Raw genomic sequence first — 24,253 nt, 5'->3', positions numbered from 1 at the left:
CTTCGCTGACTTTTTTACCAGAGTGCGGCAAAGCCCGAATTGTACCAATATGCCTTCATCAGATACACCCTTTTCTGCTTCACCTCCCCTGATTCTTGCTTCAGGATCCGTTTACCGGCGGGAATTATTGCAGCGATTGCAAATACCGTTTTCCTGCATTAGCCCGGATATCGACGAAACACCGGCAGCCGGCGAGTTACCACAGGAAACTGCGTTACGACTGGCACAGCAAAAAGCGCAGCACATTGCCAGCCAGCATCCCGGCAGTATCGTGATCGGATCCGATCAGGTTGCAACTCTCGATCAGTTGCAGATCGGCAAACCCGGCAATCATCAGCGCGCGCTTGAGCAACTAATGCTGATGCGCGGGCGCGAAGTTATTTTTCATACCGCACTGTGCGTCATCGACAGCCGCACAGGCGCGAACCACCCCGTTCAGTCAGTGAATGTGCAAACCCGCGTTATTATGCGCAACCTGCCAGAACACGAACTGGATGCCTATCTGCGGATTGAACAGCCATACGATTGCGCCGGCTCCGCAAAGAACGAAGGACTTGGCATCGCTTTGCTGGAATCTGTCACCAGCAATGATCCGACCGCACTGACCGGATTGCCGATGATTGCGCTGACCGGCATGCTGCGTCGATGCGGCATCCCGTTTTTCCAAACTGCAACCCCATCCCTATAAACCGGATATCAGGACATGACACAAAAAGGCACGCTTTTTTTACTCCCGAATACACTCGGCAATCACAGTGATACCTCAGATATTCTGCAACATATTATTCCGGAGCAAGTACAACAGCGCACCACCGGTTTGCGTTATCTGATCGCAGAAAATGCCAAAACCGCCCGCGCTCATCTGAAACTGGTCGCAAACCGTCATCCGCTGCAAACCACTTTGCAGGAAATCCGGATCAGCGAGTTAAACATTAATACGCCTGCCAATGCGCTGGACGCTTTGCTGGAACCCTTGCTGAATGGTGAAGATGCTGGTCTGATTTCCGAAGCAGGTGTTCCGGCCGTTGCTGATCCGGGTGCTGCGCTGGTACGGCTTGCACATCAGCGCAGCATCACGGTACGCCCGCTGGTCGGGCCGTCCTCGCTGCTGCTGGCAGTGATGGGAAGCGGCCTGAACGGACAAAGCTTTGCTTTTCACGGTTATTTGCCAACGGATGCTGCGCAGCGGGCAAAACGCATCAAGGAACTGGAAGAGCGTTCCCGCAAAGAAAAGCAAACACAATTATTTATCGAGACACCATACCGCAATGCCGCTTTTTTAGAAGCGCTGCTGCAGCACTGCAATCCATCCACGTCCGTTTGCATCGCGACAGATCTGACATTGGACACTGAATCACTGCAAACACGCACGGCAGCTGAATGGAAAAAGCATATTGCGAACACCGGCCAGCCGGATTTTCATAAAAAACCAACTGTCTTTCTGTTTCTGGCTGCGTAAGCAAAATACCGGGTTCGCCCAAAAAAGCCGGTCGCCGACCGGCTTTTCTTTTTTCCGCTAAGATGAGCCACTTTCTTGCACAGCGGAGTCTTTATGCTGAATTTCGATTTCTACAATCCAACCCACATCGCCTTCGGTGAAGGCAAAATAGCCGATCTGAACACACTTGTGCCGCACAATGCGCGCGTACTGATGCTGTACGGTGGCGGCAGCATCCACAAAAACGGCGTCTACGACGAAGTTAAGCTCGCACTGGGAAGTCGCTTAGTTGCCGAGTTTTCAGGTATTGAGCCTAACCCGACCTATGAAACACTGATGAAGGCTGTCGCTGAAGTGAAGGCGCATCAGATTGATTTTCTGCTCGCCGTTGGCGGTGGTTCCGTCATCGACGGCACCAAATTCGTCGCAGCTGCCGCCGTTTTTGAAGGCGATGATCCGTGGGAAATTCTGGAAAAACGCGGCAATAACGTGAATAGCGCCCTGCCTTTCGGCAGCGTTCTGACATTACCTGCCACCGGTTCAGAAATGAATTCCGGCGCGGTCATTACACGGACTTCGATTCACGCAAAACTGGCATTCGGCAGCCGTCACTGCTTCCCGCAATTTTCGGTACTTGATCCGGTCAAAACGTATACGCTGCCGGTTCGTCAGGTCGGCAACGGAGTTGTGGACGCGTTTGTTCACGTGATGGAGCAATATCTGACCTACCCGGTCAATGCGCCGGTGCAGGATCGTTTTGCAGAGGGCATATTGCTGACGCTGATCGAAGAAGGTCCGAAAGCACTGGAAACGCCCGAAAACTACGAAGTACGCGCCAATCTGATGTGGGCGGCAACGATGGCACTGAACGGTGTTATTTCAACAGGCGTGCCGCAAGACTGGGCGACCCACATGATAGGTCATGAACTGACCGCACTGCACGGCCTTGACCATGCTCAGACGCTGGCGATCATCCTGCCGGCCATGCTGCGCGTGCGCAAAGAAGCGAAACGTGAAAAGCTGCTGCAGTTTGCTGATCGGGTCTGGGGTTTGCGCGACGGTGACGAAGCATCGCGCATTGAATCTGCCATCAGCCGGATGCAGGCATTCTTTGAAACGATGGGCGTTAAAACACGTCTGCAGGACTATGGACTGGGCGCGGAACATATTCCGGCGCTGATCGCTTCGCTGGAAGCGCACCGGATGACCAAACTCGGCGAGCGCCGCGACGTCACGCCTGACATCAGTCGTCAGGTGCTGGAACTGGCCATCTGATCAACGGATTGCCACACGTGCAACCGGATGCTGCCCCATACGTACAAATCGGGCAAATTCCGGTTGCAAATGCCGGTGCAGAATCTGATCCAGCGTTCCGTCCTCTCTGGCAGCCTGCAAAGCCAGGCGGAAGGCTTCAATATCTTTTGCAGCCATCCGCTGACGCGAAAGCACCAGCGAACCCGTTACATCATCAGTCATCGCCCAATCGGCTACCTGCTGTACAGAAATGCCTTTTACCACGCCCAGCAAGGGTGCCAGGCTGGTTGGCAAACCAAGAATCGCGCTGACCCGCTTCGCCTGAAATATACGCACCAGTGACGGATAGTCTGCGGCCTCAACAACTCTGCCTTGTTTGCGTAAAGTTTCAACGACTTCATCATAATATTTACCATGACGAAAGCTTTTCACGACGCCAAGCAGTAAGGTGCTATCTTTCATAAACGCATCCTGCGTTGTCACCAGTGATGCAATTTCCGGTTGCATCAGCACATAATTCCTGGTCGTGATGTAAGGCAGAAATACGGCAAATTTTTCACGTTCCGGAGTTGCAATCCCGGACACCGTCATGTCTAGCGCTCCTGTTTCCATACGATTCCATATGCGAACGCGCGAGTCCACGCCGCTCTCCAGCTTGCAACCGGTGCGACGCACCAGCTCATCGATCAAATCTTTGTCGATGCCGGCGCCACCATTTTCAGTTTGATAATACAGCGCCCCGAATTCATAAAATGCAACCTGATACGGGCCGCAAGCCATTGCAGGCGCACATGCCGACGCAAAAACGCATGCGATGGCAATGCGCCCTGTCCGCTCAGAAGCTGCGGAAAAACATCTTTTAATCAACTCGATCAAACTCACCACCTTACAGCACTCTTTTCTCGTTTTTATCTGACCCCATACAGACCACCGCGTCCATTTTGCTCAACGATGCCCCTGACTCCGGATACCAGTGTTACTGAACAAAGCACGGCTAACCAATACCAAACCGACAAACAACAGCTTATTTCACGATTTTTCACAAGCAAAGCCGCATATTTTACGGCAATTCACGTATTTTCGTTTTCAATTTGGAAATATCAGATGATCGACATCGGAGACTTTCGATAAGACCACTTTCGACTATCGTGACTGAATCGCTAAACCGTCCGTCAAAGATGTCCGCAAAAGCCCCAAAATTCCTTTACAAAGCCCAAAATGCGGATTCCTGCATAGCTATCTGCTTATCGTCGGCGAAAACAGTGGTTCTCCGTCATTATCAAATGCTGATATCCGCACAATCCGTATAGCCGGCCAGGGGACAACAGTCACCGCAAGGTTTCACTGACATTCCCTGATGCGAGCCTCCGGGACATCGTGCAACAACACTGTCAGTAAGCGCCTGAGATTCCCGGAATCAGAAAAGATTGGCTAAAAAATGACAAAAAAAGATCGAAATGCGGAAATCTGCTCACTGATATCGCGGTTGTCGGCAGAAAGTCCGGACTTGCGGGAATTCAAAATGCCGATATCTGCACACAACAAGTAATGAGCGGCGGGAGTGCGGCACAAAAAGCCAGCGTGCGATAGAGATGCGGAGCAGATACGGGGTGCATACTGGCACCCGCAAACTACCTCAGAAAAGCAAACAGCCCCGCGAACGGGGCTGCTGGTGAAGCAATAACGTACTGCAATCAGCGGTTTTGCTGGATATGGCAGTGCATCGCCAAAAAGCGTAATGCGCCTGTAAAGGTATCGTCCCACTCATCCATCATGTAATTCTCCGCTTCTTCCACGAAGATTTGCCAGTCTTCCAGCAAACCTTCCTGCTTTTCATGCGGTGCATGCTGACGAATCCATGTCACAGCTTTTTCATGCGCAAAACCTTGCTCACGGAACTGTTTAACCAGCGCCTTCGCGGTTTTTACCGGCAATTCAGTTTTTGGCGTGACACCGGCGGCAATACACAGGAACAAGGTCATGAGTGAATCGACATCGGTTTTACCCTGTGTGATCCGCGTCCACTCTTTCGATACCAGTGCATCGTAGGCAGAAGTATCTTCGATCTCGATATCGCGCAGGAAATAACGGTCTTTCAGAGTGAACACAAGACGGTCGAGCGACTGCTTTTTATCTGCAAAGACCGGTACATCCTGCGCAATGATTTCTGCCCGCACCCGTTCAGCCACGGGCAGCCATTTTTCCGGCACTTCCGATAAATCGATCTGTTCCAGCGCCTGCAAACGCTTTGCAGCCGTCAGCTTCCGTACCGATTCAGCCATCCGTGCAAAATCCACCTGATTCTGCAGTTCAGTTTCATTGTCGCCAAATGCAATCAGCAACAATGCTGTCCGCACCACACTGGCTGCTTCGACATGCTCTTCTTTCAGATCCGCTGCCCCCAGCCCCAGATAACCGGCAAACCAGACCGCCGCATCCAGCTCTTCCTGATTTTGCCTGCGGTAAGCCAGCGCCTTCAGGTAAGCGTCGTAATCTTCTTTCAACGACCAGGCGTCGAGAAAATCTTCGACCTTGCCTTTTGCCACTTCACCGAACATAGGAAATTCCGGCATGGCGAATAAGGCTTTCAGCAAACCCGAACCACCACGGGACAAGGTCAGAAAGGTATTGTCGCGAATCAACCGGGCAGCTGCATCAACATCACCCTCCGACGCATCACGCAAATACAAACTGACCAGATTGACGATACGCTTGCGCGCCAGCTCCAGCTCAGGACGCAAATATTTACTGCCGAAAGCGTCGGCAATCTGCACAATACCTTTCGCCGCTTCGGTGCCCAGCGTTTCCATACGGGCAGAAGTCAGAATGGCACGCTGCAGACCGTGCCGCAGCGCGGTTTCAAAAAATGGCCGGTTATCGACCACTGCAATATGTAATCCGGTTCCTGTCATGGAATACCTTCAGCAAAAAGGGAAGTAAGAAAAAAACGAAATGTCAGCCAGCGCAATGCCTCAGAGCGCGGACTCTTCGTCATCGTCGTCTTTATCTTCCTCTTTGCGCAGCGGCTCATGACCATCATCTTCCGCAACGCCGCCACTCTCTTCCAGCTCTTCCTGCTGCATTTTCGCCAGATACGCGCGATAACGGGCACGCAGCTTCATCAGCACTTCGCGGAAAATTTCCGGCAATTCATTGCGCAGAATATGCGTGACCTGCATCCAGTCGTGATCTTCCAGATTCGCCATATCCAGCGGCGATGCCAGACCTTCCGCATCCCGATCCAGATTCATCAGATCGTCTTCACGGGCTTCAGTGCGGCTGTCGCCATACTCATGCAGATCAAAGGTAGCGTACTTGTAGAAATGCTCAACCATCGGCGCACGGTCCAGCAGATAATCCGCCAGCGCATCGTAACCACCGTCAACTTCACCGATTTCATACAAAAATTCCGCGGCATCAGCGCCTTCACGGAAAATCACAGAATTGATCATGCCGCGCAGTTGCTCATGGGTCTGATCGCCGTAACGACGCTCCAGCACCACCGCTTGCGCAAACTGTTCCGGTGTCACCAGCAGGTTGATGACCGATTCACGCGAAGCATCGTATTCACGAATCACTGCCAGCAAATCTTTGGATGGCAAATCGTCGAGCGCGCGCACCAGAGCACGGTCGCCCTGTGTGTCCGCAATCGACACCAGCGCGTGTTCCGCACCGGCAATATCACCGGCCATAATCAGATTTTGTGCTTCAATAATTGCAGGCAAAGTCATTTATCGCTTACTCCTTACGGTCAAAGCCTTGTTCCACCAGCCAGTCAGCACCGGCCTCATCAAGATCACGGTCATCACCATCATCGCCATCATCACGACCGTAACGGCCTACGTTGCCATCATCGCCATCGTAATCATCATCGCTGCAATTTTCATCGTCCTCATCCTGCTCACTCTGAGGCGTCGTAGTCTGCGCACCACGATGACCGCGCAGCAAATATTCCAGCGCAGCGGCGATCACCAGAAAGCGATCTCCACCCTCTTCTTTCAGCACCAGCTTCGCCAGTGCTTCCGCCCAGGGCTCCAGACGCACAGATTTCGTCAGCGCAGACCATGCCGGCAACTGATGTGCTTCTTTACTGATAACGCCTTCCAGAGCCAGCGGATTCATAAAAATAAATGCCTGATGGAATGCCGGTGCCAGCATTTCAGGATTACTGTCCATCATCGGTAACAGTAAAGGTAATTGCTGCGCTTTTTCACGCAGACGTGCTTTAAGCACATTCTTACCTTCGGAATCCGATTTCAGATCTTCAATTTCCGCCTGATACACCGCCATCAGGTCATCAAAAAAGCGTGACAACTTCACTGTGTTACTCCTGCAATATAGTTCTGCCAGATTTCGCCGGCTGTTTCCAGCGGCGAATCCAGCAAATTACGACGCCGGTTATCATCATAAGCAGCCCGTTTTTCATCATCTGACAAAATGTCATAGGCTACTTTCACCTCATGAAACTTCTGAGGTGCCAGTTCCGAGCTGTTACGGTCCGGATGAAATTCCGCCGCTTTTACCCGGAACGCTTTTTTGATATCCGCCAGCGTCGCTGTTGGTGCGAGACCAAGAATGATGTAATAGTCTTTCATCTGTCTGTTAAGCGTGATTTCTGACAAACTGTCCCGATCCGGCGCCGTTCAGGCATCAGTGGTGATGACCACCTTCGCCATGCACATGACCATGCGACACTTCTTCGTCGGTCGCTGCGCGTACTTCCAGTACTTCCGTTTCAAAGCGGATATGCATACCCGCCAGCGGATGATTGCCATCCAGCGTTACTTTGCCGTCTTCAATTGCACGCACGGTGAACAGCAGATGTTCGCCAGTGGTTTCATCCAGTGTTTCAAACTGCATACCGATTTCGATATCCGGCGGGAATGCGCTGACTTCTTCTTCACGCATATATTCCGCATCGTATTCACCGAAGCCATCTTCCGGCGACAGTTCAACGACCACCTGATCACCGGCTTTTTTATTTTCCAGCGCAGCTTCCACAGCTGGCAGGATATTGTCATAGCCGCCATGCAAATACACGATCGGCGCTGCGTTCTGATCGATCAGCTGACCATCCGCGTTAAACATTTTGTAGTTCAGAGTGACAACTGAGTTTTGTTGAATTTGCATGATTTTTAATTGAATTGACAGCGGGAGAATGATTTCCGGCAGCGCAGATGATTTGGTGCCACCGGGACAAGGGGCGGTATTGTAGCAGATAAAGCCTGTAAATCCTGACTGGCTGATTGCTGAGGATGCTGTCTCAGCTTACCCGATAAAAGGCAATAATCACCACAAAGATTGGTGCCGAACAGCTTAATTCAATAGCAGTCAGGTCAAAACCACACCCGATAGTCAAAAATCTTGAAAAAACCTCAGTTGTTATAGCGGCAGCAAGCTTTCTGCCTATACTGCAACCATACCGACACCTTCAATACGCCAACAATGCGAACCTTGATTCCGATACCACGAGCACGTCGCGATAGCCGGAAAAGTAAGCCCTTCCGGCGACTTTGCAGCTCACTGATTTTCTCTGCACTTACCGCACCATTTGTGGTCAGTGCCGAAGAGTTACCAGGTGCTGAACTGACTGGATTTGGCACGATTGGTGCTGCATATAACACATCTGACAAGGTCGATCTGCTGCGAGACTTGTCGCAGACTAAAGGTGTCGGGTACAGCCGCAAGATCGATTTCGGACTCGATTCAAATCTTGGTCTCCAACTGGATATGCGGTCTGTGTCCAGTGTTATCAGTGGCGCAGTACAGGTCGTCGCCAAAAGAGATCACGCCGGCATCACGCCCGATCTGACGCTGGCATTTATTCGGTATGCAGGCGACGACTGGGCAATGCGCGCTGGTCGTGTCGGTTTTGATGTCTATCCGAACGCCGATTCTCGTCTGATCGGCTACTCCTATGTCTGGCAAAGACCGCCAGTCGAATTTTTCGGACCATTGATCTTTTCTCATTTTGACGGTGCTGATCTGCAATTCCGTCATCGCAGTAACGCAGGTGAGTGGCGATTTAAAATTTATTCCGGTATTACCAACGAAAAAGTGGAAGTCACACCAACGACCCCATTCTTTTTACTGAATCACTCACGCCTGCACGGCGGCCATATCGAATTCCGGCACGACCCATTGTCATTCCGCGCATCGTATGCAGAATTGCATATGGCAAATGAAAATCCGGCGTTACAAAGTTCACTTGACCAGTTACGTTCTCCCGGCATCAGCTTTCTGATTCAGAATGCAGCATCCGTCGCAGACAAATTACAAATGCGCGGAAAAGTATTCCGCTTCAGCGCAATCAGCGCAACTTATGAGCGTGGCCCATGGCTCAGTGAAGCGATGATAGGAACAACGCTGACGGGAAATACCTTTATTCCGGATTACAAAGCCGGATTTATCAGCGTCAGTTACCGCAAGAGCAAATGGACACACTACGGTGTTGTTTCCGCCATTCGCCCTCTCGCCGAAACAGAAACCGCGATGATCAACCCGGGCGCACCGCCAGAATTGGTTACAGGTGTAAATGCACTGAACACCCAAATGCTGAATCAGCGTGCGTGGCAAACATCACTGACTGCAGGAGTTCGCTATGACTTAAACGCACAATCAAATCTGAAGTTTCAGATTGATTACGTGCGCAGCAGGAATAACCTGTTGCACCGGCGGGTACAACCGGACTGGAACAGAAATGCAACGCTGCTAAGTGCCACTTACAATTTCATTTTCTGATTAGCCATGCGCCGCTACTTTCTGCTTCTGATGCTCGCAAGCTTACTGACGGTTTTCCAGACCGCCAGCGCTGAGCTCGTCGTGGTCGTCAGTGCTGGTTCCGGGATTGAAAAACTGAGTCGCGACGAGGTGGTAGATTTGTTTATGGGACGTACCCGTAAATTACCGAACGGCGCGTTAGCAATTACTGTAGACCTGTCCAATGCTAATCCTGAAAAAGCGATGTTCTATCAGCAACTGATCGGACGCGAACTGGCAGAAGTCAACTCGTACTGGGCCCGCCTGCGTTTTTCCGGTCAGGGAATGCCGCCGATACAAGCGGAAAATTCAGATGAGCTGATTCGCTTAATTGCTGACAATAAAAGTGCAATCGGCTACATTGAGCGCAAAAAACTGGATCGCCGGTTGAAGCCCGTTTATATCCTTAGCCAAGCCACGCCCTGAATGAAAAAAATCTTCGCCAACAGTCTGCTTGCACGCACCACAGTGATGGTACTCGGCATCAGTTTTCTGGTGGGAAGTCTGTTTTCTGGTCTGGCATATATTTATTTTTTGCAGGCTGAACAGGAACGCGCAGTCAGCTATACCGCAGGCTTACTGGATACGGTAGAAGATACGATGCAGATTGCCTGCTATTTGTCAGACAAAAATCTGGCAAAAGATGTCGTGGATGGTATTGGGAAACGCAGAGAAGTTAAAACTATCCGTATCAGTAACAGCAAAGCTGTTCTGGCAGAATTTAACCGGAAAAGTAATGCAACTGTCACAGCATTACCCGACTGGCTGGTGCCCGGCACAGGTCAGATTCACAAGACGATATATTCCCCGTTTAATTTACACGAACCTGTGTGTCAGGCAACTATCGAACTGAGTCAGCCCGAAATCCGTAACCACAGCAACCGGAATGCAGGATTTATTGCGGCCTTACTGTTACTGGAAATGATTGTTTTATCCGTTGTTGCCGGAAGTATGATTCTGTTGAAGGTCATCAGACCCATTCAGAAAATTTCACGCGGCCTGCATAAACTGAATGCAGAACAGGGACAGCAATTACCGGCACTTTCCCGCCATCGCCAGGACGAGCTGGGAACACTCATTGACGATATTAATTTATTAATTATCAAACTCGTTGCGCTGATCAGTAAAGAGCGGGATCTGAAAACAGAGCACGAAAAAGGTGAATTAAAACTGCGGACAATTTTTGAGAAAGCAGAAACCGGCATTTTTCAGTTAAATGATTCCGGTGAAGTGCTGGCCTCCAATCCTGCGTTCCGGCGCATGCTTGGATTACCGGAGCAACTCTCTCAGGCTCCTGACGCCTTGTTACGTCTGCTCGAAGGTCAGGAACTGCGGCTGCATTTGATGATTTATCAGGCAATCCATCAACAGCAGACCATGGCAGAAGATTTCTGCATCGAACCGGAACATAGTGGCGGACAAAAAAAATGGATACATCTCGTTGTCCACTCCGCCAGTGAAGGTGTTTTGCAAGGCCTGATTAACGATGTCACGGAACGAAAACGTCAGGAAGAACAGGCTCACCGCCTCGCGATCACCGATCACCTGACCGGCTTACACAACCGGCTGGGTTTCGAGCGCGAAATTCAGCGTCTGCATAAAGAACATCTTGCCGGAAATGGTCAGTCATTTGTCATCATGATGATTGACCTTGACCGTTTCAAACAAGTGAATGACACGCTTGGACATTATGCGGGGGATCAGGTCCTGCGTCACTTTGCAACCCTGCTCAGTTCTGTACTGCGCAAAACCGATTTCACTGCACGTTTAGGTGGAGATGAGTTCGTTGCTTTACTCCGGGATGTAAAAGAAAGTATGACCGCTCAGAAAGTAGCCGAAAAAATCCTGAATCTGGTTGCGGAACCTGTTCTGCTGGAAGACGGAAGTCAAGCCTGCATAGGAGCAAGTATTGGTATCTGCTTTGCAGATCAGACAGGGTTTGACGTTCAGGAATTGATGAATGCTGCGGACGATGCGATGTATGCCGTCAAACAATCCGGACGAAACGGGTACCACATCCGGTTTCTGAAAACCGTGGCATCCGTTCCAAAATGACGAAAGATGCATATTAAAGACAGTGATCAGGCTGATCCTGTCCCCCTGGAAATTGAAGCCGCACAGTAGTATACAAGAACAATACATCAAATATATTATTACTCCTTTTCCCCCGGAGGATTGCCAATGCGACTCGCAGAGAATTTAAGAAAATTCTGTTGCATTGCTCTGGCATTCTCATGGATTCCTCCGCTTACTGCACAGGCACGCCAACTCGAACATCTCGGCATAGAAGTGTTTTCACCATTCGAAACTGAAATGGATCAACTGGCGAATCGTTACGGTGACAAACCAGAGCTTGCACTGAAACATCTGGCTGATTTAAAAGCAAAGACAGCCAATCCCACGGAAATATCAACCGCCCTTGCCTATCGCTGCGGTCTTCTGTCCGGCATGCGCAAAAATAAGGAAATTGCTGGTGTTCTCAGCGAGCTTGACGCGCTTGCCGCTGATGGCAGCCAGCGTCAGGTAAAGCTGGCGGCTATGGAGCTGTGTAAGCTGTATGCACTTGGCGATAACGAACGGAATAAATACGATAGTCTGGTTGCTGCTGCTTTTCATTTCATTAAATCCACTCAGGCACCGACACTCAGGTACTGGATCAGTACCATGTATGTAGAAATGACATCAAGGCAAGGCCGGGCACGTGACGCAATGGAAGCTGCAAAGATCGCCTTAAATGTCGCCAGATCCAATAATGATGCACGACGCCAGAGTACTGCTCTGCGTGATCTCGCGTTGATTGAAGTCGATTTCGGCAATAAGGAAGATGCGCTCGCACATATAAACGAGGCAATCCGGCTTGCTCAGTCTGGTAACGCGCCAGCATCCGAGCTGGAATACATGCTGAACCGGGGATTTATCCTGACCGCGCTGCACCAGTTGAAGGAAGCAAAAAAGTGCTACCAGCAAGCAGAAGATATGGCGATCGAACAGGCCCGTGCTGATATCCCCGGTGTTGTATGGAGTAACCTCAGTGATATTGCCTATCAGGAAGGTAAATTCCTGGAATCCAAAGCACTTTCTGAAAAGCTGTTGCAATGGGCAAATAGCCGGAAAGATGAACGTCTGGCAGCCTACGCCAGAGTCTCGCTTGGCATTGTCCATGTCCGGCTCGGTCAAACTGATCTGGCAGATACCTATTTCCGTGAAGGCATCCGCTATTTTGAATCAGAAAAGCAATTAGTTGACCTGAAAGAGTATTACGGCGTACGTGCTGAAGCACTTGCGGCTGCAGGCGATTTCAAACGCGCTTACCTTTCACTGGAAAAAAAACTCGCCTACGGATCAGAAATCGATCTGAACAGCCGTGGACACGATGCAGCTGAACTGCGTGAGTTACTGAAAACTGAACAGCGCGAAAAAGAAAATCTGGAACTGCGTCAGCAAGCTCAGCAAAGCCGCGTCGCGGTAAAAGAGGCTCAGTTACGTATTCAGCGCTGGTGGCTGCTGGCCGGATTGCTCGGTGTGTTTTTACTGGCGGCAATTCAGGTAATCTGGTTTTCACGCCGAAAAAATCAGTTACTGGAACGGGAAAATCAGCACCTGGATCGTGAGCGCTATCTGGACGCACTGACAGGATTGCATAACCGGCGTTTTCTGATGGACAGAAAATCGCCGATGTGGACCCATGCTTTGCAGGAACATCAGCGTAGCCGGTGTGCTGCGATAATGATTATCGACGCCGATTTTTTTAAAAAGGTCAATGACACTTACGGGCATGCGGCCGGTGACGCTGCACTGATCGATATTGCCAACCGTCTGAAACGGAATATCCGCGAATCTGACCTACTGGTTCGCTGGGGCGGCGAAGAATTTGTGATTTTTACTGACGCCCCGAATCAGGAAGGTCTGATTAACCAGATTTCCCGCTTGATGCAGGATTTCAAGCCATTTCCGCTGGTCTTTGAAGGTCAGCAAATTACCCTGAGCGTTTCCATCGGATACGCACTGATGCCCTTACAGTGGGCAGATCACAGCAACGCTGACATCGATCAGTCATTGATACTCGCCGATTCAGCTTTGTATCTGGCAAAATCCCGCGGACGTAACCGTGCTGTCGGCGTTCATTTACTGCAACAGCAAAAACTGGATATGCAACAGATTTTGCAGGATCTGAGTCTGGCAGAAGGTGCCGGCGAAGTCATCCTGATGGAAACCACCGGCCCTAAATGACGCGCCCCCCGCTAACGAATCAGACGCAATTGACTGTCTGACACAACATAAATTCAGACAGAATCGTCTCCCGTTGTTTCCAGCAGACTCTGTGTCTGCGCTTCCGGCAGTGCTTCGACCTGTTTCAGCTTACGACTCATCTGGCGGGTTCTGACTTCTGCCTTATCGATATTACGCGCAGCTTTTTCCAAAGCCGTTCTCGTCGCTGCCAGTACGTCACCGAACTTGGTAAATTCGGTTTTGACTGCCCCCAGAACTTCCCAGACTTCTGATGAACGCTTCTCCAGCGTCAGCGTACGGAAGCCCATTTGCAAGCTGTTCAGCAACGCAGAAAGCGTGGATGGGCCGGCAATCGTAACGCGGGAAAGGCGCTGTATTTCATCCGCCAGACCGGGTCGCCGCATCACTTCTGCGTACAAGCCTTCGGTCGGTAAAAACAAAATCGCAAAATCGGTCGATAACGGCGGAGAGATATATTTTTCAGAAATGGTTTTCGCTTCGTTCCTGATGGCACGCTCAAGCTCACGCCCTGCAGCATTCACAGCATCAGGATCGGCTCTGTCCGCTGCATCCTGCAAACGTTCGTATTGTTCTTTCGGGAATTTCGCATCGATGGGCAACCATACCGGCTCTGCATCATCACTCCGTCCCGGCAGGCGAATTGCAAACTCGACCCGCTCACCGCTGCCACGCCGTATTTCCACATTCTTCGCAAACTGTGCGGGTGTCAGCATTTGCTCCAGAATCATTTCCAGCTGAACTTCGCCCCAGGTGCCGCGTGTTTTCACATTGGTCAGCACCTTTTTCAGATCGCCGACGCCGGTTGCCAGCTGCTGCATTTCGCCCAGCCCCTGATGGACTTTTTCGAGCCGGTCTGAAACCAGCCGGAACGACTCTCCGAGGCGCTGCTCCAGTGTTGCATGCAGTTTTTCATCAACGGTCTTACGCATTTCATCCAGCTTCTGGGTATTGTCCTGCTGAAGCTGGCTGATTTTTTGCTCCAGCGTCTGGCGTATTTCCTGCAAGCGGCTGGCATTGCCTTCACTCAGTGCCAGCACCGATTGCTGTAGCGAGTCCGACAGCTGACGCAGTGCAGCGCTCTGTTCTTCGCGTAATTGCTGGCTCAGTTGAGTCTGCGTTTGCCGGAACAATTCCAGCTGCTGCGAAAAACTGTCGAGCTGGGCTTTCGCCGATAAATGATGTTGCTGCTGTTGCGCAATCAGTAATTGCTGCAAACGTGTCTGGCCCGCCGCGGCTTCCTGCCTGCCGGCCGATGCCTGCTGCTGAATCTGGTCGCCAAGCGCCCTGACAGTACGCTCATGCTCCGCCACCATCTGCGCATGCAATTGCTGTAAAGCCTGCTGCAGTTGCGGATTCATAGCCGCATCTGTTACCGACGTATTCCTTCTGAGTTGCCAGATCTGGATCAGCAACACTGCGACGATCAGCCCTGCAAGCAACCACTCTGCGCCCGCCATCAGCGCCCCGCCTGATTCCGCATCCAGTCTGCGGTCTGGTAAAACGACATCATCAGATGTTCCTGCATTTCCTGACTGAGTCCGACATCCTGCATTGCCCATGCCATACAACGCAGCCACTGATCACGCTCGCTGACACCAATTGCGTAAGGCAAGTGGCGCGCGCGCAGACGCGGATGACCAAACCGGCTGATGTACAAATCCGGACCGCCCATCCAGCCACTGAGAAACCAGAACAATTTGTCGCGTGAGCTATCCATCGGTGTCGGATGCATCTCGCGAATCCCTGCAAACTCAGGTTCCAGTTCCATCAGGTCATAAAACCTGTCCACCAGTTCGCGCACAACGGTTTCACCGCCGATACGCTCATACAATGTCTGCTCCGGCGCGTCTGCCGCTTGTTCTGTTACCTGTTCAGTCACTCTGTTTACCTCTGTTACCGCTTAATAAATAATTAACTTGCTTCGCGCAGACTGGCAACCGGCGGGCGCGTCAGAATGCGCTGTAAGCCCAAACCGGCAGCCAGTAAAGAACAGCTTACGCCGGCCAGCATACCCACCGCCCACGGCAGCAGGCTGAAATGCCATTCAAATTCGAAAAAGACAGTCGCGAGCATCCAGCCAATTGCGCTGGCTGTCAGTGCAGCCAGAATACCCGCCATCATGCCCAGCAAACTGAACTCCAGCCATTGCGCACGCTGCAATTGCTTTTTGGTTGCGCCAAGCGCACGCAATAACGCAGATTCCTGCTGCCGCACATCGAGCGAACCGGCCAGCGCTGCGTAGAGCACCAGCATGCCGGACAACAGCGCAAACAGGAAAAAAAATTCCACGGCTGCAATCACCTGATTCAGCACATCCTGCACCCGTCTGACCATCGCACCGCTGTCCACGACCGTCAGATTCGGAAAATCGCTGCTCAGCTGGCTGACACGCTGCATTTGCTCAGGCTTTACATGAAAAGCCGAAATCCAGCTTTGTGGCAGTGATTCAGCGACATCCGGCGTCAGCAATACGAAAAAATTCACGCGCATGGATGCCCAGTCGACTTTGCGCAGACTGGTGATCTTTACCTCGAATTTCTCGCCTGCCACATCAAACTGCAATTTGTCGTTCAGCTTCAGTCCCAGTGTTTTTGCAAGTCCCTCTTCCAGCGAGGCTGAAGACTTTTCCCCTTGCGCAAACCAGTTTCCGGCAGTCAGCTGATTAGCTGCTGGTAGGGTATTACTGGTCGAGAGATTAAATTCGCGGTCCACCAGACGTTTTGCCTGATCCGCCGCATAATCGTCCACGCTGACTGTTTTTCCGTTCACTGCCGTCAGCCGTCCGCGTATCATCGGATACATCGGTGCCTGCTGAAACTCAGCCAGACGGCCAGCAATTTCTGATTTCTGTTCAGGCTGGACATTCAGCACAAAATGATTCGGTGCATCCGGTGGTGATGCCTGCCGCCATGCCGCCAGCAAATCCTGACGCACAACGGTCAGCAGCAGTAATGCTGTTAAACCCAGCGACAACGACACCATTTGCACAACGGTCACCATGCGCCGGCGCAGTAAATTATTGACAGCAAAGCGCCAGCTCTGGAATGGCAAGCGGTGCCGTAACAATCCCAGTGCAACCAGCAACAAACGCGCTGCCAGTGCAAAAATACCGCCAGCGACAACAAACCCAGCCGCCAGCAGTAAGCTCATTTTGATCTGTCCGGTATGCCAGACCATCAAACCAAGCATTGCCAGCAAGCCTGTAGCGTACGCCCCCCATAACCACTGCTTACCGCTGTCCAACTGGCGACGGATCACATGGGTATGCGGCACTTTGCGTAAGCGCAGTACTTGCGGCATCGCGAATCCGGCCAGTAATACGACACCCGTCAGCAAGCCCTTCAGGGCAGTCAGTGTACTGGCAGGCGGCAAATCGGTGGTCAGCAAATCGCCCAGCCAGCGGATTAATACCAGATGTCCGGCGTATCCGAGCGCTACCCCGGCTACGCTGCCTGCAATGGCCAGCGCCAGAAATTCGAGTGCAAATACGGTAGTAGCCTGTGTCTGCGTTAATCCCAGACAACGCAGCATTGCTACCGCATCCAGATGTCTTTGCATATAGCGATTGGCTGCCATGGCGATTGCCAGCGCAGCCAGCAAAGAGGCGAGCAAACTGACCAGCGACAAAAATTGTTCTGCGCGATCGAGGGTCGTTCGCATCTCCGGTCTGCCGTTTTCCCAGCTTTCCATACGAATCCCGCGATACTTCCCTTTATCCAGCATGACTTGCCATTGCTGCTGCAAGTTCGCCACTGCTTTTTGATCGCCCGCCACCAGCAAACGGTAAGTCACGCGCGAACCATCCTGTATCAGCCCTGTTGCCGCCAAATCACTTATCGCGATCATGGCGCGCGGCGCAAAATTCATAAATCCGGCACCGCGGTCGGGTTCATTTTCGATAACGGCAGAAATGCGCAGCGTTTGCTCACCCAGGCGCAGTGGCTGGCCGATTTGCAGATTCAGTGCATACAACAAACTCTGATCGACCCAGACCGAACCTGCAGGCGGCGCACCGGCTGTCTGCAACTGTTTTTTTTCATCACGGATTTTCAGACTGCCGCGTAAAGGATAACTGGCGGATACAGCTTTCAGCGATACCAGTCTGGCAGCTGGCTGTGCCTGATCCGTACTGAAGGCCATACTCGGAAACACCGCCGTTTCAGCCGTTTGCAAACTGCCGGACGCAACTTTTTCTTTCCACTCAGGAGCAAGAGGCTGATCCGCACTGACCAGTAAATCCGATGCGAGTAACTGGTGCGCATTCTGCTCCAGTCCGGCGCGCATACGATCGCTGAGAAAACCGACAGATGCCAGCGACGCTACGGCAATCATCAGTGCAATCAGCAAAAAGTTCAGCTCACCTGCGCGCCAGTCGCGCAGTGTCATCCGTCCGGCCAGCGATACAATCATGCCCTGCTCCTGTCTTTACAGCGAATCAGGCGGATAAGGCCTGCATAAAATCATTGAGAATATCTGCCGTATCTTCAATACCAACCGACACGCGGATCAGTGAATCAGCAATGCCCATTTCAGCGCGGCGTGCTGCCCCCATTTCGAAGAAGATGGTGTGCGCAACCGGAATCACAAGCGTGCGGGTATCACCGAGATGGGTCGCATTGATCGCCAGTTGCATACGATTCAGATAGTCAAAGCAATCAATTTCCGGCTTCAGTTCAAAACTGAACAGGCCGCCGTAATGACGGAACAGATCCGTTGCCAGCGCATGCTGAGGATGCGATGCAAGCCCGGGATAATGCACAACTGCAACGCGCTCATCGGCTGCCAGCGCTTCGGCAATGGTTTTGGCATTATGGCAGGCACGTTCCATACGCAAAGCCAGTGTTTCCGCACCAATTGCAATCTGGTGTGCGGCTTCCGGCGACAGGCTGGCACCGAAATCACGCAGTGCTTTGGCGCGAATCTGCGATAAACCCTGCATTGCCGCTGGCTGTTTGCGGAAGTTGTCCGCGATGTTCGGAAATGCAGCCCAGTTAAACAAACCGGTATCAGTGATTGCACCGCCCAGCACATTGCCATGTCCGGCGATCGACTTCGTCAGCGAATTCACAACCAGACCGGCACCAACGGCTGCCGGACGGAACAGATAAGGCGAGGTCATGGTGTTATCCACCACAAACAGAATGCCGCGTTCAGCACACAATGCACCGATGCTTTTCAGATCGGCAATCTGGGTACGCGGATTAGCGATGGTTTCGACGAACACCATGCGGGTTTCCGGTTTCAGTGCGGCGCGCACATGCTCAACATCCGTGGCATCTACCATCGATACCTGTACACCCTGCGTTGCAACGGTCTGCCAGACGCTGTTAGTGTTACCGAACAGGAAAGAAGATGAAACGATGTGATCGCCCTGACGCAGTAAAGCCTGAAACACGGCACCGATTGCGGCCATGCCGGTTGAGAAGCAAATCGAACCAGCTCCCGCTTCCATCGACGTCAGTTTTTCTTCCAGTGCACTGACCGTAGGATTGCCCTGACGGCCATAACGATAACCGCTGGCTTTGCCCTGAAACACATCCGCCAGTTCACGCGCATTTTTATAACCGTACATCACAGCCGTATGCACTGGTTTATGTACTGAACCGTGTTCAATTTCTTTCTGGCGGTCGTGATGCAGAATCGTAGTGGTAAAGCCTTTGTTTGCGGAAGTCATAAGCTAATACGTCAGTGGTTGTACGGAAACTGCGAGTGTAACGCAGAAGCCTGTACACTGCGCAGCTTCACGACATCAAACCGGCGCCTTTAATGCAGCAATCGCCTGCAAGCCGCGCTGGTAACCGTACTCCCACTGAAGACGATTCATGGTGCGGAAACTGGCGTAATCTGCGGGCAGGCTTAAATGAATCCGGTTTTGCTTCCAGTCTGCACGCATCCGTATCTGGTGCTCGACCAGCGCAGTTTCCATATCGCTGGTGTCAATCCACGCAGCGGCATCGCTTTGCATGACTTTGCGCAAGCGCTGATTACCATCAAAGCCAAGCACTCTTCGCACTGCTGGCAAGCTTTTAAAGCAATCGTATTCCGCTTTGCGCTCCATCCAGATTTCCGGTGCCAGTGCCTTTGCAATTTCAACCGGAAACAAATCGGTGACGCCGCCGAGAAAATCGCCGTGCGGTGACTGATGGCATGGAAAATAAAACATATCCGATACCGAAGCGCGGGCTGCGTCAGCCATATCATCGGTGCGGATCACGTTCAGATGCGGGGCAACCCGCGAATGACGCAGAAACGGTGCGCTGACCGGCGAGCGCAAACCGTGTAAACGCAGCAGATGCGGGCTGTTAGTCAGGATAGTTTCTTCGAACCACGGCGCACTGTGCCATTTGCCTGCGGATTGTCGCGGATACAGAATTTTGCCGGCGATGACGGCAACATCGCTGGCCGGATGCGCCGGTAATGACGGCAACGGCAATTCGCCCGGCACCGAAAACAGAAAATCCTGATGCAGATCGGGCAGACGTTTGTATTGTGGTGGCGTGGCCCAGCGTTTCAGTAAGGATTTTGATACCGAAACCATAGACTGACGCGGATTCCAGCGCAGACTTTGCCAGAAGGCGAACATGGCTTCGGAATCCAGCCAGTCGCGGCGCTGACTGTCATTGTCCAGACCGGCAATCACGGTGGCGGCAATCGCCGCGCCACAGGTCGCCAGCAGCAAATCCGGCTTGCGCCCGTGCTGCTCCATCGCTGCATAGATACCGAGATAGTAACCAAACCGAAAACCGCCGCCGCACATCACCAGACAACGCTGATAAGGCTTTGGCCCCGCCTGCTCCAGAGAACTTGTCATACCCGCCGCATATTTCACAAAAGACCGGCATTCTGGCACGGATTACCTGATACCGCTGCGCAGACGCGGCAAAGCTGAATCTGACGCAAACCCGAAAACAACGGTTTATCCCTTTTATTCCTTTTTACCGGATCAGCGCAGCAAAAAAGCTTCAATCAGCGATGCCAGCAATGCGGGCTGATCGTGATGCAGCATATGTCCGGCATCGGTCAGGAAATGTTTTTCCAGATTGTTGAACGCGCTGAGACGACGCTCGATTTCCGGTCTGGCCTGCTCTTTTGCGCCCATCCATTCCCAGACATTGGTGTCCTCTGCCTCCGCCCACATCACCGGTGCAGTCACAGCCTGCCAGCAAGCCAGCATTTCGTCGGTATGAAACAGAATCGGACTCACGCGCTTGTGCGCCGGATCACCCAGAATCGCCCATTGCCCGTCTGCGCCCTGCTCGGCCCAGTGCTGCGCCAGAAATGCAGCCTTATCATCGCTGAGGCGCGGATTGGTTTTCTGCAGACGCTGCGCGACTTCCTGCTGCGTGGCATAGGTTTTCATGCCCATCGGGGTACGGATTTCATCCATCCAGCGGCGATAGCGTTTCGGCGCCTGTTCCGGTGTGGTGGAAGGTAAGCCGAAGCCTTCCAGATCGATCAGCTTGCGCACCCGTTCCGGACGAGATCCGGCATACATGGTGACCACATTCGCGCCCATGCTGTGACCGAGCAGATTCACCGGTTCATCGGGGCTGTAGTGCTGCAGTATCGCATCCAGATCAGCCAGATAATCCGGGAACCAGTAACAGTCGGTTGCCGGTGCTTTGGTCAGACCGAATCCACGCCAGTCGGCGGCAATCACATGCCAGTCATGCTGCAAATGATCGACCACAAACTGAAACGACGCCGATACATCCATCCAGCCATGCATCATGAACAGCTTAGGCGCCCCCTCCTGCCCCCAGTGACGCAGGTGATAAGGGATACCCCGGATGTCGAGAAATTCGGAACGGGATGGCTGATGTTCTGTAGCGATAGACATGCGAAAGCTTTCCTGTAGATGACGATGAAATGGCTGTGGCCAGCAAAAAATAAAACGAACGTTCGCTTATTATAGCCATTTTTTACGCCCTGCACTTTCCGGCCGGAAAGACGGTGCAAGCCGCACACCGGCAAACCGTACGCTCATCTTGCTACAAGATTTTCCGGGTCTGAAACTCTGACCATCTGCACAAATAACAGGTCAGCACCCGTCAAACCCGTAATCAGATCATGCAGAACTCGTCATCAGGCATTTTGGGACAGCCAGACTTTCTGCCGACGACCGCCAGACTGGTATGCCGGAATCTGCATTTGAGCCTGTTTTTGGCCATTTTCGGCGCCTGTGAACGCTCTGCCGCACGCTCAGATCAAGCATTCCAGCCATCAGTACGATACTGCTGACCCAGCTAACTCAGCTAACTCAGCGCCCCGCCAGCGATTGCAATATGGTTTGCGCTGCCTGATCTGCCACATCCAGCACAACTTTGCCGTAAGGACTGGCAGCAAAACCCTGTCCGCCGAACACTTGCTGCTTACCGACCTGCCCTTCACCATCGGCTTCTGCCGCCAGACGGTGACGGGCAATCAGTTGCCCGTCCTGCGTATCATAAACATCAACGTCCACTTCAATGGCGCGGTGATGCTTAGTCCATAAACCAAACAGTAAGGATGTCTGCCGCACGCCGGTATTACGCACTTCTCCGGCAATCACATAACGCACACCCCAGGCTTTGGCGACTTGTGCCAGCAAAGCCGGTGTCGGTGTTTTTGCAGGCCATTCGGTGGATAAAAAATCCGGCGTGATGCGCAAAGAAAATTGCTGACTTTGCTCCAGACGGCGCGCCAGTTCGCGCGGAAAGCCCTGCGCAATATCGTCCAGATCGGCACTCTGGGCGGGTTTATTAACGATAAAACCGGTCATCAGGATGGCCTTACTGGCCTCACGCACCGGCGTGACCGATTGCACCTGAACGCCGGCACTGGCTGGTGCTAAGCCCGCAAGTGCTGCACTCATTACCAGCGCCAGTGCGGCGTTCAGGGCCAGCCGTGGCAGCGTCATCCGGCGAACATGGTACATGCGCATGGTGCTTCCTTTCAGGGCAAAAGTCTTTTCAGTATTGTCTTCTTTACGGCAGGAAACCCGCGTTCTGTAACGGTTTTCCGATGCAGTCCGATCTTGTCGCCCCGAATCCACATTTCTGCGAAAAAACACAGCATCTGTTCACAGCCTGTGCCGTTATCTGCCATACAATGCCAAATCTTACCTGTAAGACACTTTTTCTATGCCTGAACTGATGCTGACACCAGCCCGTGCGGAAGATGCCGCTGCGGTGCTGGCATTTGAGAGCGAAAACCGCGCCCACTTTGAACGCTGGATCGCTACCCGTGGCGATGCTTACTACCATCTGGCAATCGTTGAAAACAGTTTAAAAGATGCGCAATGGCAGTGGCAGGCTGGCCGCGAATACCATTTGCTGGCGTGGTTTGACGGTGCGCTGGCCGGACGCCTGACGATACGGAATATCGAACGCCAGTATTACAAAAAAGGGGAAATCGGCTACCGGTTCGGTGAGGCATTCGGCGGACGCGGACTCGCCAGTGCCGCTGTGCGGCTGGTGACGGAAAAAGCCTTTAAGGAATTCGGGCTGCACCGTATCGAATCCAAAATTATCATCGACAATCTGCCTTCGGTTGGTGTGATGCGTAAAAGTGGTTTCCGTCAGTACGGGCACGCCCGTTCCGCCGTGTTACGTCACGACCAGTGGCACGATTTACTGCTGTTTGAACGCCTGCATCCGGATTTCGAAGCACCGGACTCGCCTGCTGAATAATCAGAGGCAGCATCTGAAACAAAAACCAGCAAGCTGATGCCGGTATCGTCATGTGTCAATGACGCATTTCTCCGGCTGACAGTGAAAAATCTCAATTCAACCCGCGGAATTGTCAGTCTGTCGCAATCCGCTGGTTCTTACCCGACAGACAAAACATAATCCACTCAACCAATCAGGACAACAGCGCTGCTTCACAGCGTGAAACTTACTAACAGGAGATTTAATATGCGCATTGCACTCGTTCTCGCCAGTTTGCTGATTTCTCAGGCTGCATTTGCGGCGGAATCTGTCCGCACCGTCACCAATTTCACAACCATCAAAGCAAAAGGTGCGTTCAATATGGTAGTGGAGGTCGGCAAAAATCCTTCTGTGGTGGTCAAAGGCAGCAGCCAGTTTGCAGATCGTATCAGCACCGAAGTCGTTGGCGACGAGTTGCGCATCGTGAATAAAGAACACAAGAACAATACCGTCAACAGCGACGATCAGATCATCATCACCGTACCGGCGCTGAACCGCGTCAAAGTGGAAGGCGTTGGCGCCACCACGATCTCGAATCTGAACAACAAAGAATTTGAAATTGAATATGAAGGCGTAGGCAAACTGGTGGCCAGCGGCAAATCCACTAATCTGCGTCTGAATGCCAAAGGCGTTGGCATGGTCGATGCAAAACAACTGGTGGCAGAACAGGTTTCCGCCACACTGGATGGCGTAGGCTCGGTCGATGTCCATGCGAAAAACCAGCTGAATGCATCTGTACACGGCATCGGTTCGCTGACGTACTACGGCAAACCAAAAAATATCAGCAAAACAGCAGACGGCATCGGCAGCATCCGCGCCGGTGACTGATCACCCCGAATACCGGTAGTCTCTCTGTGCGTCC

The 24,253-nt window shown here is 52.3% G+C and carries 22 protein-coding genes; 9 read left to right on the top strand and 13 right to left on the bottom strand.

What is annotated here, in order from left to right; genetic code table 11:
* Nucleotides 1-49: 49 nt before the first annotated feature.
* The 3 genes from KDM89_RS07365 (at nt 50) to KDM89_RS07355 (ending at nt 2,713) form a co-directional block, all read left to right on the top strand.
* A complete protein-coding gene (locus tag KDM89_RS07365; RefSeq protein ID WP_212687302.1) occupies nt 50-688 on the top strand; it encodes a Maf-like protein in 639 nt (212 codons plus the stop codon).
* Between the two features lie 15 nt (nt 689-703).
* Complete coding sequence (locus tag KDM89_RS07360) at nt 704-1,459, top strand: SAM-dependent methyltransferase (RefSeq protein WP_212687301.1); 756 nt, start codon at nt 704-706, stop codon at nt 1,457-1,459.
* A 93-nt stretch (nt 1,460-1,552) separates the two neighbouring features.
* On the top strand, nt 1,553-2,713 hold the full coding sequence (locus KDM89_RS07355; protein ID WP_212687300.1) for an iron-containing alcohol dehydrogenase: 1,161 nt from the start codon (nt 1,553-1,555) through the stop codon (nt 2,711-2,713).
* On the opposite strand, the gene KDM89_RS07350 is transcribed toward KDM89_RS07355, so the two are convergent.
* From KDM89_RS07350 to KDM89_RS07325, 6 genes are all read right to left on the bottom strand, one after another.
* Nucleotides 2,714-3,472, bottom strand: coding sequence for a substrate-binding periplasmic protein (locus tag KDM89_RS07350; protein WP_212687299.1), 759 nt, complete (start codon nt 3,470-3,472; stop codon nt 2,714-2,716).
* Between the two features lie 914 nt (nt 3,473-4,386).
* Entirely contained in the window at nt 4,387-5,604 is a 1,218-nt protein-coding gene (locus KDM89_RS07345; protein WP_212687298.1) for a hypothetical protein, read from the bottom strand.
* Nucleotides 5,605-5,664: 60 nt separating this feature from the next.
* Nucleotides 5,665-6,423, bottom strand: a complete 759-nt coding sequence (locus KDM89_RS07340) for a hypothetical protein (protein WP_212687297.1) — start codon at nt 6,421-6,423, stop codon at nt 5,665-5,667.
* Between the two features lie 7 nt (nt 6,424-6,430).
* A complete protein-coding gene (locus KDM89_RS07335; protein WP_212687296.1) occupies nt 6,431-7,012 on the bottom strand; it encodes a hypothetical protein in 582 nt (193 codons plus the stop codon).
* Nucleotides 7,009-7,287: a DnaJ domain-containing protein gene (locus KDM89_RS07330; RefSeq protein WP_212687437.1), complete on the bottom strand. Its 279-nt coding sequence runs from the start codon at nt 7,285-7,287 to the stop codon at nt 7,009-7,011. Before KDM89_RS07330 ends, KDM89_RS07335 begins: the two co-directional genes overlap by 4 nt.
* Nucleotides 7,288-7,342: 55 nt before the next feature.
* Nucleotides 7,343-7,822, bottom strand: coding sequence for an FKBP-type peptidyl-prolyl cis-trans isomerase (locus KDM89_RS07325; protein WP_212687295.1), 480 nt, complete (start codon nt 7,820-7,822; stop codon nt 7,343-7,345).
* 423 nt (nt 7,823-8,245) lie between these two features.
* Here KDM89_RS07325 and KDM89_RS07320 point away from each other — a divergent pair, with 423 nt between their 5' ends.
* The 4 genes from KDM89_RS07320 to KDM89_RS07305 all read left to right on the top strand — a co-directional run bounded on the left by KDM89_RS07320 (nt 8,246) and on the right by KDM89_RS07305 (nt 13,681).
* Entirely contained in the window at nt 8,246-9,433 is a 1,188-nt protein-coding gene (locus KDM89_RS07320; RefSeq protein ID WP_212687294.1) for a porin family protein, read from the top strand.
* Nucleotides 9,434-9,439: 6 nt separating this feature from the next.
* Nucleotides 9,440-9,877, top strand: coding sequence for a hypothetical protein (locus tag KDM89_RS07315; RefSeq protein ID WP_212687293.1), 438 nt, complete (start codon nt 9,440-9,442; stop codon nt 9,875-9,877).
* Nucleotides 9,878-11,506, top strand: a complete 1,629-nt coding sequence (locus tag KDM89_RS07310; RefSeq protein WP_212687292.1) for a sensor domain-containing diguanylate cyclase — start codon at nt 9,878-9,880, stop codon at nt 11,504-11,506.
* A 126-nt stretch (nt 11,507-11,632) separates the two neighbouring features.
* Nucleotides 11,633-13,681 (top strand): tetratricopeptide repeat-containing diguanylate cyclase, encoded by a 2,049-nt coding sequence (locus KDM89_RS07305; protein WP_212687291.1) that lies wholly within the window; start codon nt 11,633-11,635, stop codon nt 13,679-13,681.
* A gap of 53 nt (nt 13,682-13,734) precedes the next feature.
* Here the strand turns inward: KDM89_RS07305 and KDM89_RS07300 are convergent, their stop codons facing one another.
* The 7 genes from KDM89_RS07300 to KDM89_RS07270 form a co-directional block, all read right to left on the bottom strand.
* Nucleotides 13,735-15,159, bottom strand: coding sequence for a DNA recombination protein RmuC (locus tag KDM89_RS07300; protein ID WP_212687290.1), 1,425 nt, complete (start codon nt 15,157-15,159; stop codon nt 13,735-13,737).
* The gene (locus KDM89_RS07295) at nt 15,159-15,581 is read right to left on the bottom strand and encodes a group II truncated hemoglobin (protein ID WP_212687289.1); all 423 of its coding nucleotides are present in this window, start codon (nt 15,579-15,581) and stop codon (nt 15,159-15,161) included. Before KDM89_RS07295 ends, KDM89_RS07300 begins: the two co-directional genes overlap by 1 nt.
* Before the next feature lie 32 nt (nt 15,582-15,613).
* Nucleotides 15,614-18,112, bottom strand: a complete 2,499-nt coding sequence (locus KDM89_RS07290) for an ABC transporter permease (RefSeq protein ID WP_230427727.1) — start codon at nt 18,110-18,112, stop codon at nt 15,614-15,616.
* Nucleotides 18,113-18,137: 25 nt separating this feature from the next.
* The gene (locus tag KDM89_RS07285; protein ID WP_212687288.1) at nt 18,138-19,376 is read right to left on the bottom strand and encodes a cystathionine gamma-synthase family protein; all 1,239 of its coding nucleotides are present in this window, start codon (nt 19,374-19,376) and stop codon (nt 18,138-18,140) included.
* A gap of 75 nt (nt 19,377-19,451) precedes the next feature.
* Complete coding sequence (locus KDM89_RS07280; RefSeq protein WP_212687287.1) at nt 19,452-20,513, bottom strand: patatin-like phospholipase family protein; 1,062 nt, start codon at nt 20,511-20,513, stop codon at nt 19,452-19,454.
* Nucleotides 20,514-20,645: 132 nt separating this feature from the next.
* Nucleotides 20,646-21,542, bottom strand: coding sequence for an alpha/beta fold hydrolase (locus tag KDM89_RS07275; RefSeq protein ID WP_212687286.1), 897 nt, complete (start codon nt 21,540-21,542; stop codon nt 20,646-20,648).
* 420 nt (nt 21,543-21,962) lie between these two features.
* Complete coding sequence (locus KDM89_RS07270; RefSeq protein ID WP_212687285.1) at nt 21,963-22,625, bottom strand: flagella assembly protein FlgT middle domain-containing protein; 663 nt, start codon at nt 22,623-22,625, stop codon at nt 21,963-21,965.
* 199 nt (nt 22,626-22,824) lie between these two features.
* Here KDM89_RS07270 and KDM89_RS07265 point away from each other — a divergent pair, with 199 nt between their 5' ends.
* Together KDM89_RS07265 and KDM89_RS07260 are read left to right on the top strand one after the other, a co-directional pair.
* Nucleotides 22,825-23,373, top strand: coding sequence for a GNAT family N-acetyltransferase (locus KDM89_RS07265; RefSeq protein ID WP_212687284.1), 549 nt, complete (start codon nt 22,825-22,827; stop codon nt 23,371-23,373).
* A 225-nt stretch (nt 23,374-23,598) separates the two neighbouring features.
* Nucleotides 23,599-24,219 (top strand): GIN domain-containing protein, encoded by a 621-nt coding sequence (locus tag KDM89_RS07260; protein ID WP_212687283.1) that lies wholly within the window; start codon nt 23,599-23,601, stop codon nt 24,217-24,219.
* Nucleotides 24,220-24,253: the final 34 nt, after the last annotated feature.

The organism is Cognatundibacterium luofuense (genome assembly GCF_018139685.1).
GTDB classification, from domain to species: domain Bacteria; phylum Pseudomonadota; class Gammaproteobacteria; order Burkholderiales; family Burkholderiaceae_D; genus Undibacterium; species Undibacterium luofuense.
The sequence above is the reverse complement of the archived record's forward strand: the minus strand, read 5'-3'. Positions and strand labels throughout refer to the sequence as shown.

What these genes read in the sequence shown, in the direction of transcription:
- KDM89_RS07355 (WP_212687300.1), top strand. Translation starts at nt 1,553, where the DNA reads ATGCTGAATTTCGATTTCTACAATCCAACCCACATCGCCTTCGGTGAA.
- KDM89_RS07290 (WP_230427727.1), bottom strand. Translation starts at nt 18,112, where the DNA reads ATGATTGTATCGCTGGCCGGACGGATGACACTGCGCGACTGGCGCGCA.
- KDM89_RS07305 (WP_212687291.1), top strand. Translation starts at nt 11,633, where the DNA reads ATGCGACTCGCAGAGAATTTAAGAAAATTCTGTTGCATTGCTCTGGCA.
- KDM89_RS07360 (WP_212687301.1), top strand. Translation starts at nt 704, where the DNA reads ATGACACAAAAAGGCACGCTTTTTTTACTCCCGAATACACTCGGCAAT.
- KDM89_RS07310 (WP_212687292.1), top strand. Translation starts at nt 9,878, where the DNA reads ATGAAAAAAATCTTCGCCAACAGTCTGCTTGCACGCACCACAGTGATG.
- KDM89_RS07340 (WP_212687297.1), bottom strand. Translation starts at nt 6,423, where the DNA reads ATGACTTTGCCTGCAATTATTGAAGCACAAAATCTGATTATGGCCGGT.
- KDM89_RS07260 (WP_212687283.1), top strand. Translation starts at nt 23,599, where the DNA reads ATGCGCATTGCACTCGTTCTCGCCAGTTTGCTGATTTCTCAGGCTGCA.
- KDM89_RS07265 (WP_212687284.1), top strand. Translation starts at nt 22,825, where the DNA reads ATGCCTGAACTGATGCTGACACCAGCCCGTGCGGAAGATGCCGCTGCG.
- KDM89_RS07270 (WP_212687285.1), bottom strand. Translation starts at nt 22,625, where the DNA reads ATGCGCATGTACCATGTTCGCCGGATGACGCTGCCACGGCTGGCCCTG.
- KDM89_RS07300 (WP_212687290.1), bottom strand. Translation starts at nt 15,159, where the DNA reads ATGGCGGGCGCAGAGTGGTTGCTTGCAGGGCTGATCGTCGCAGTGTTG.
- KDM89_RS07315 (WP_212687293.1), top strand. Translation starts at nt 9,440, where the DNA reads ATGCGCCGCTACTTTCTGCTTCTGATGCTCGCAAGCTTACTGACGGTT.
- KDM89_RS07280 (WP_212687287.1), bottom strand. Translation starts at nt 20,513, where the DNA reads ATGACAAGTTCTCTGGAGCAGGCGGGGCCAAAGCCTTATCAGCGTTGT.
- KDM89_RS07365 (WP_212687302.1), top strand. Translation starts at nt 50, where the DNA reads ATGCCTTCATCAGATACACCCTTTTCTGCTTCACCTCCCCTGATTCTT.
- KDM89_RS07350 (WP_212687299.1), bottom strand. Translation starts at nt 3,472, where the DNA reads ATGGCTTGCGGCCCGTATCAGGTTGCATTTTATGAATTCGGGGCGCTG.
- KDM89_RS07345 (WP_212687298.1), bottom strand. Translation starts at nt 5,604, where the DNA reads ATGACAGGAACCGGATTACATATTGCAGTGGTCGATAACCGGCCATTT.
- KDM89_RS07330 (WP_212687437.1), bottom strand. Translation starts at nt 7,287, where the DNA reads ATGAAAGACTATTACATCATTCTTGGTCTCGCACCAACAGCGACGCTG.
- KDM89_RS07325 (WP_212687295.1), bottom strand. Translation starts at nt 7,822, where the DNA reads ATGCAAATTCAACAAAACTCAGTTGTCACTCTGAACTACAAAATGTTT.
- KDM89_RS07275 (WP_212687286.1), bottom strand. Translation starts at nt 21,542, where the DNA reads ATGTCTATCGCTACAGAACATCAGCCATCCCGTTCCGAATTTCTCGAC.
- KDM89_RS07285 (WP_212687288.1), bottom strand. Translation starts at nt 19,376, where the DNA reads ATGACTTCCGCAAACAAAGGCTTTACCACTACGATTCTGCATCACGAC.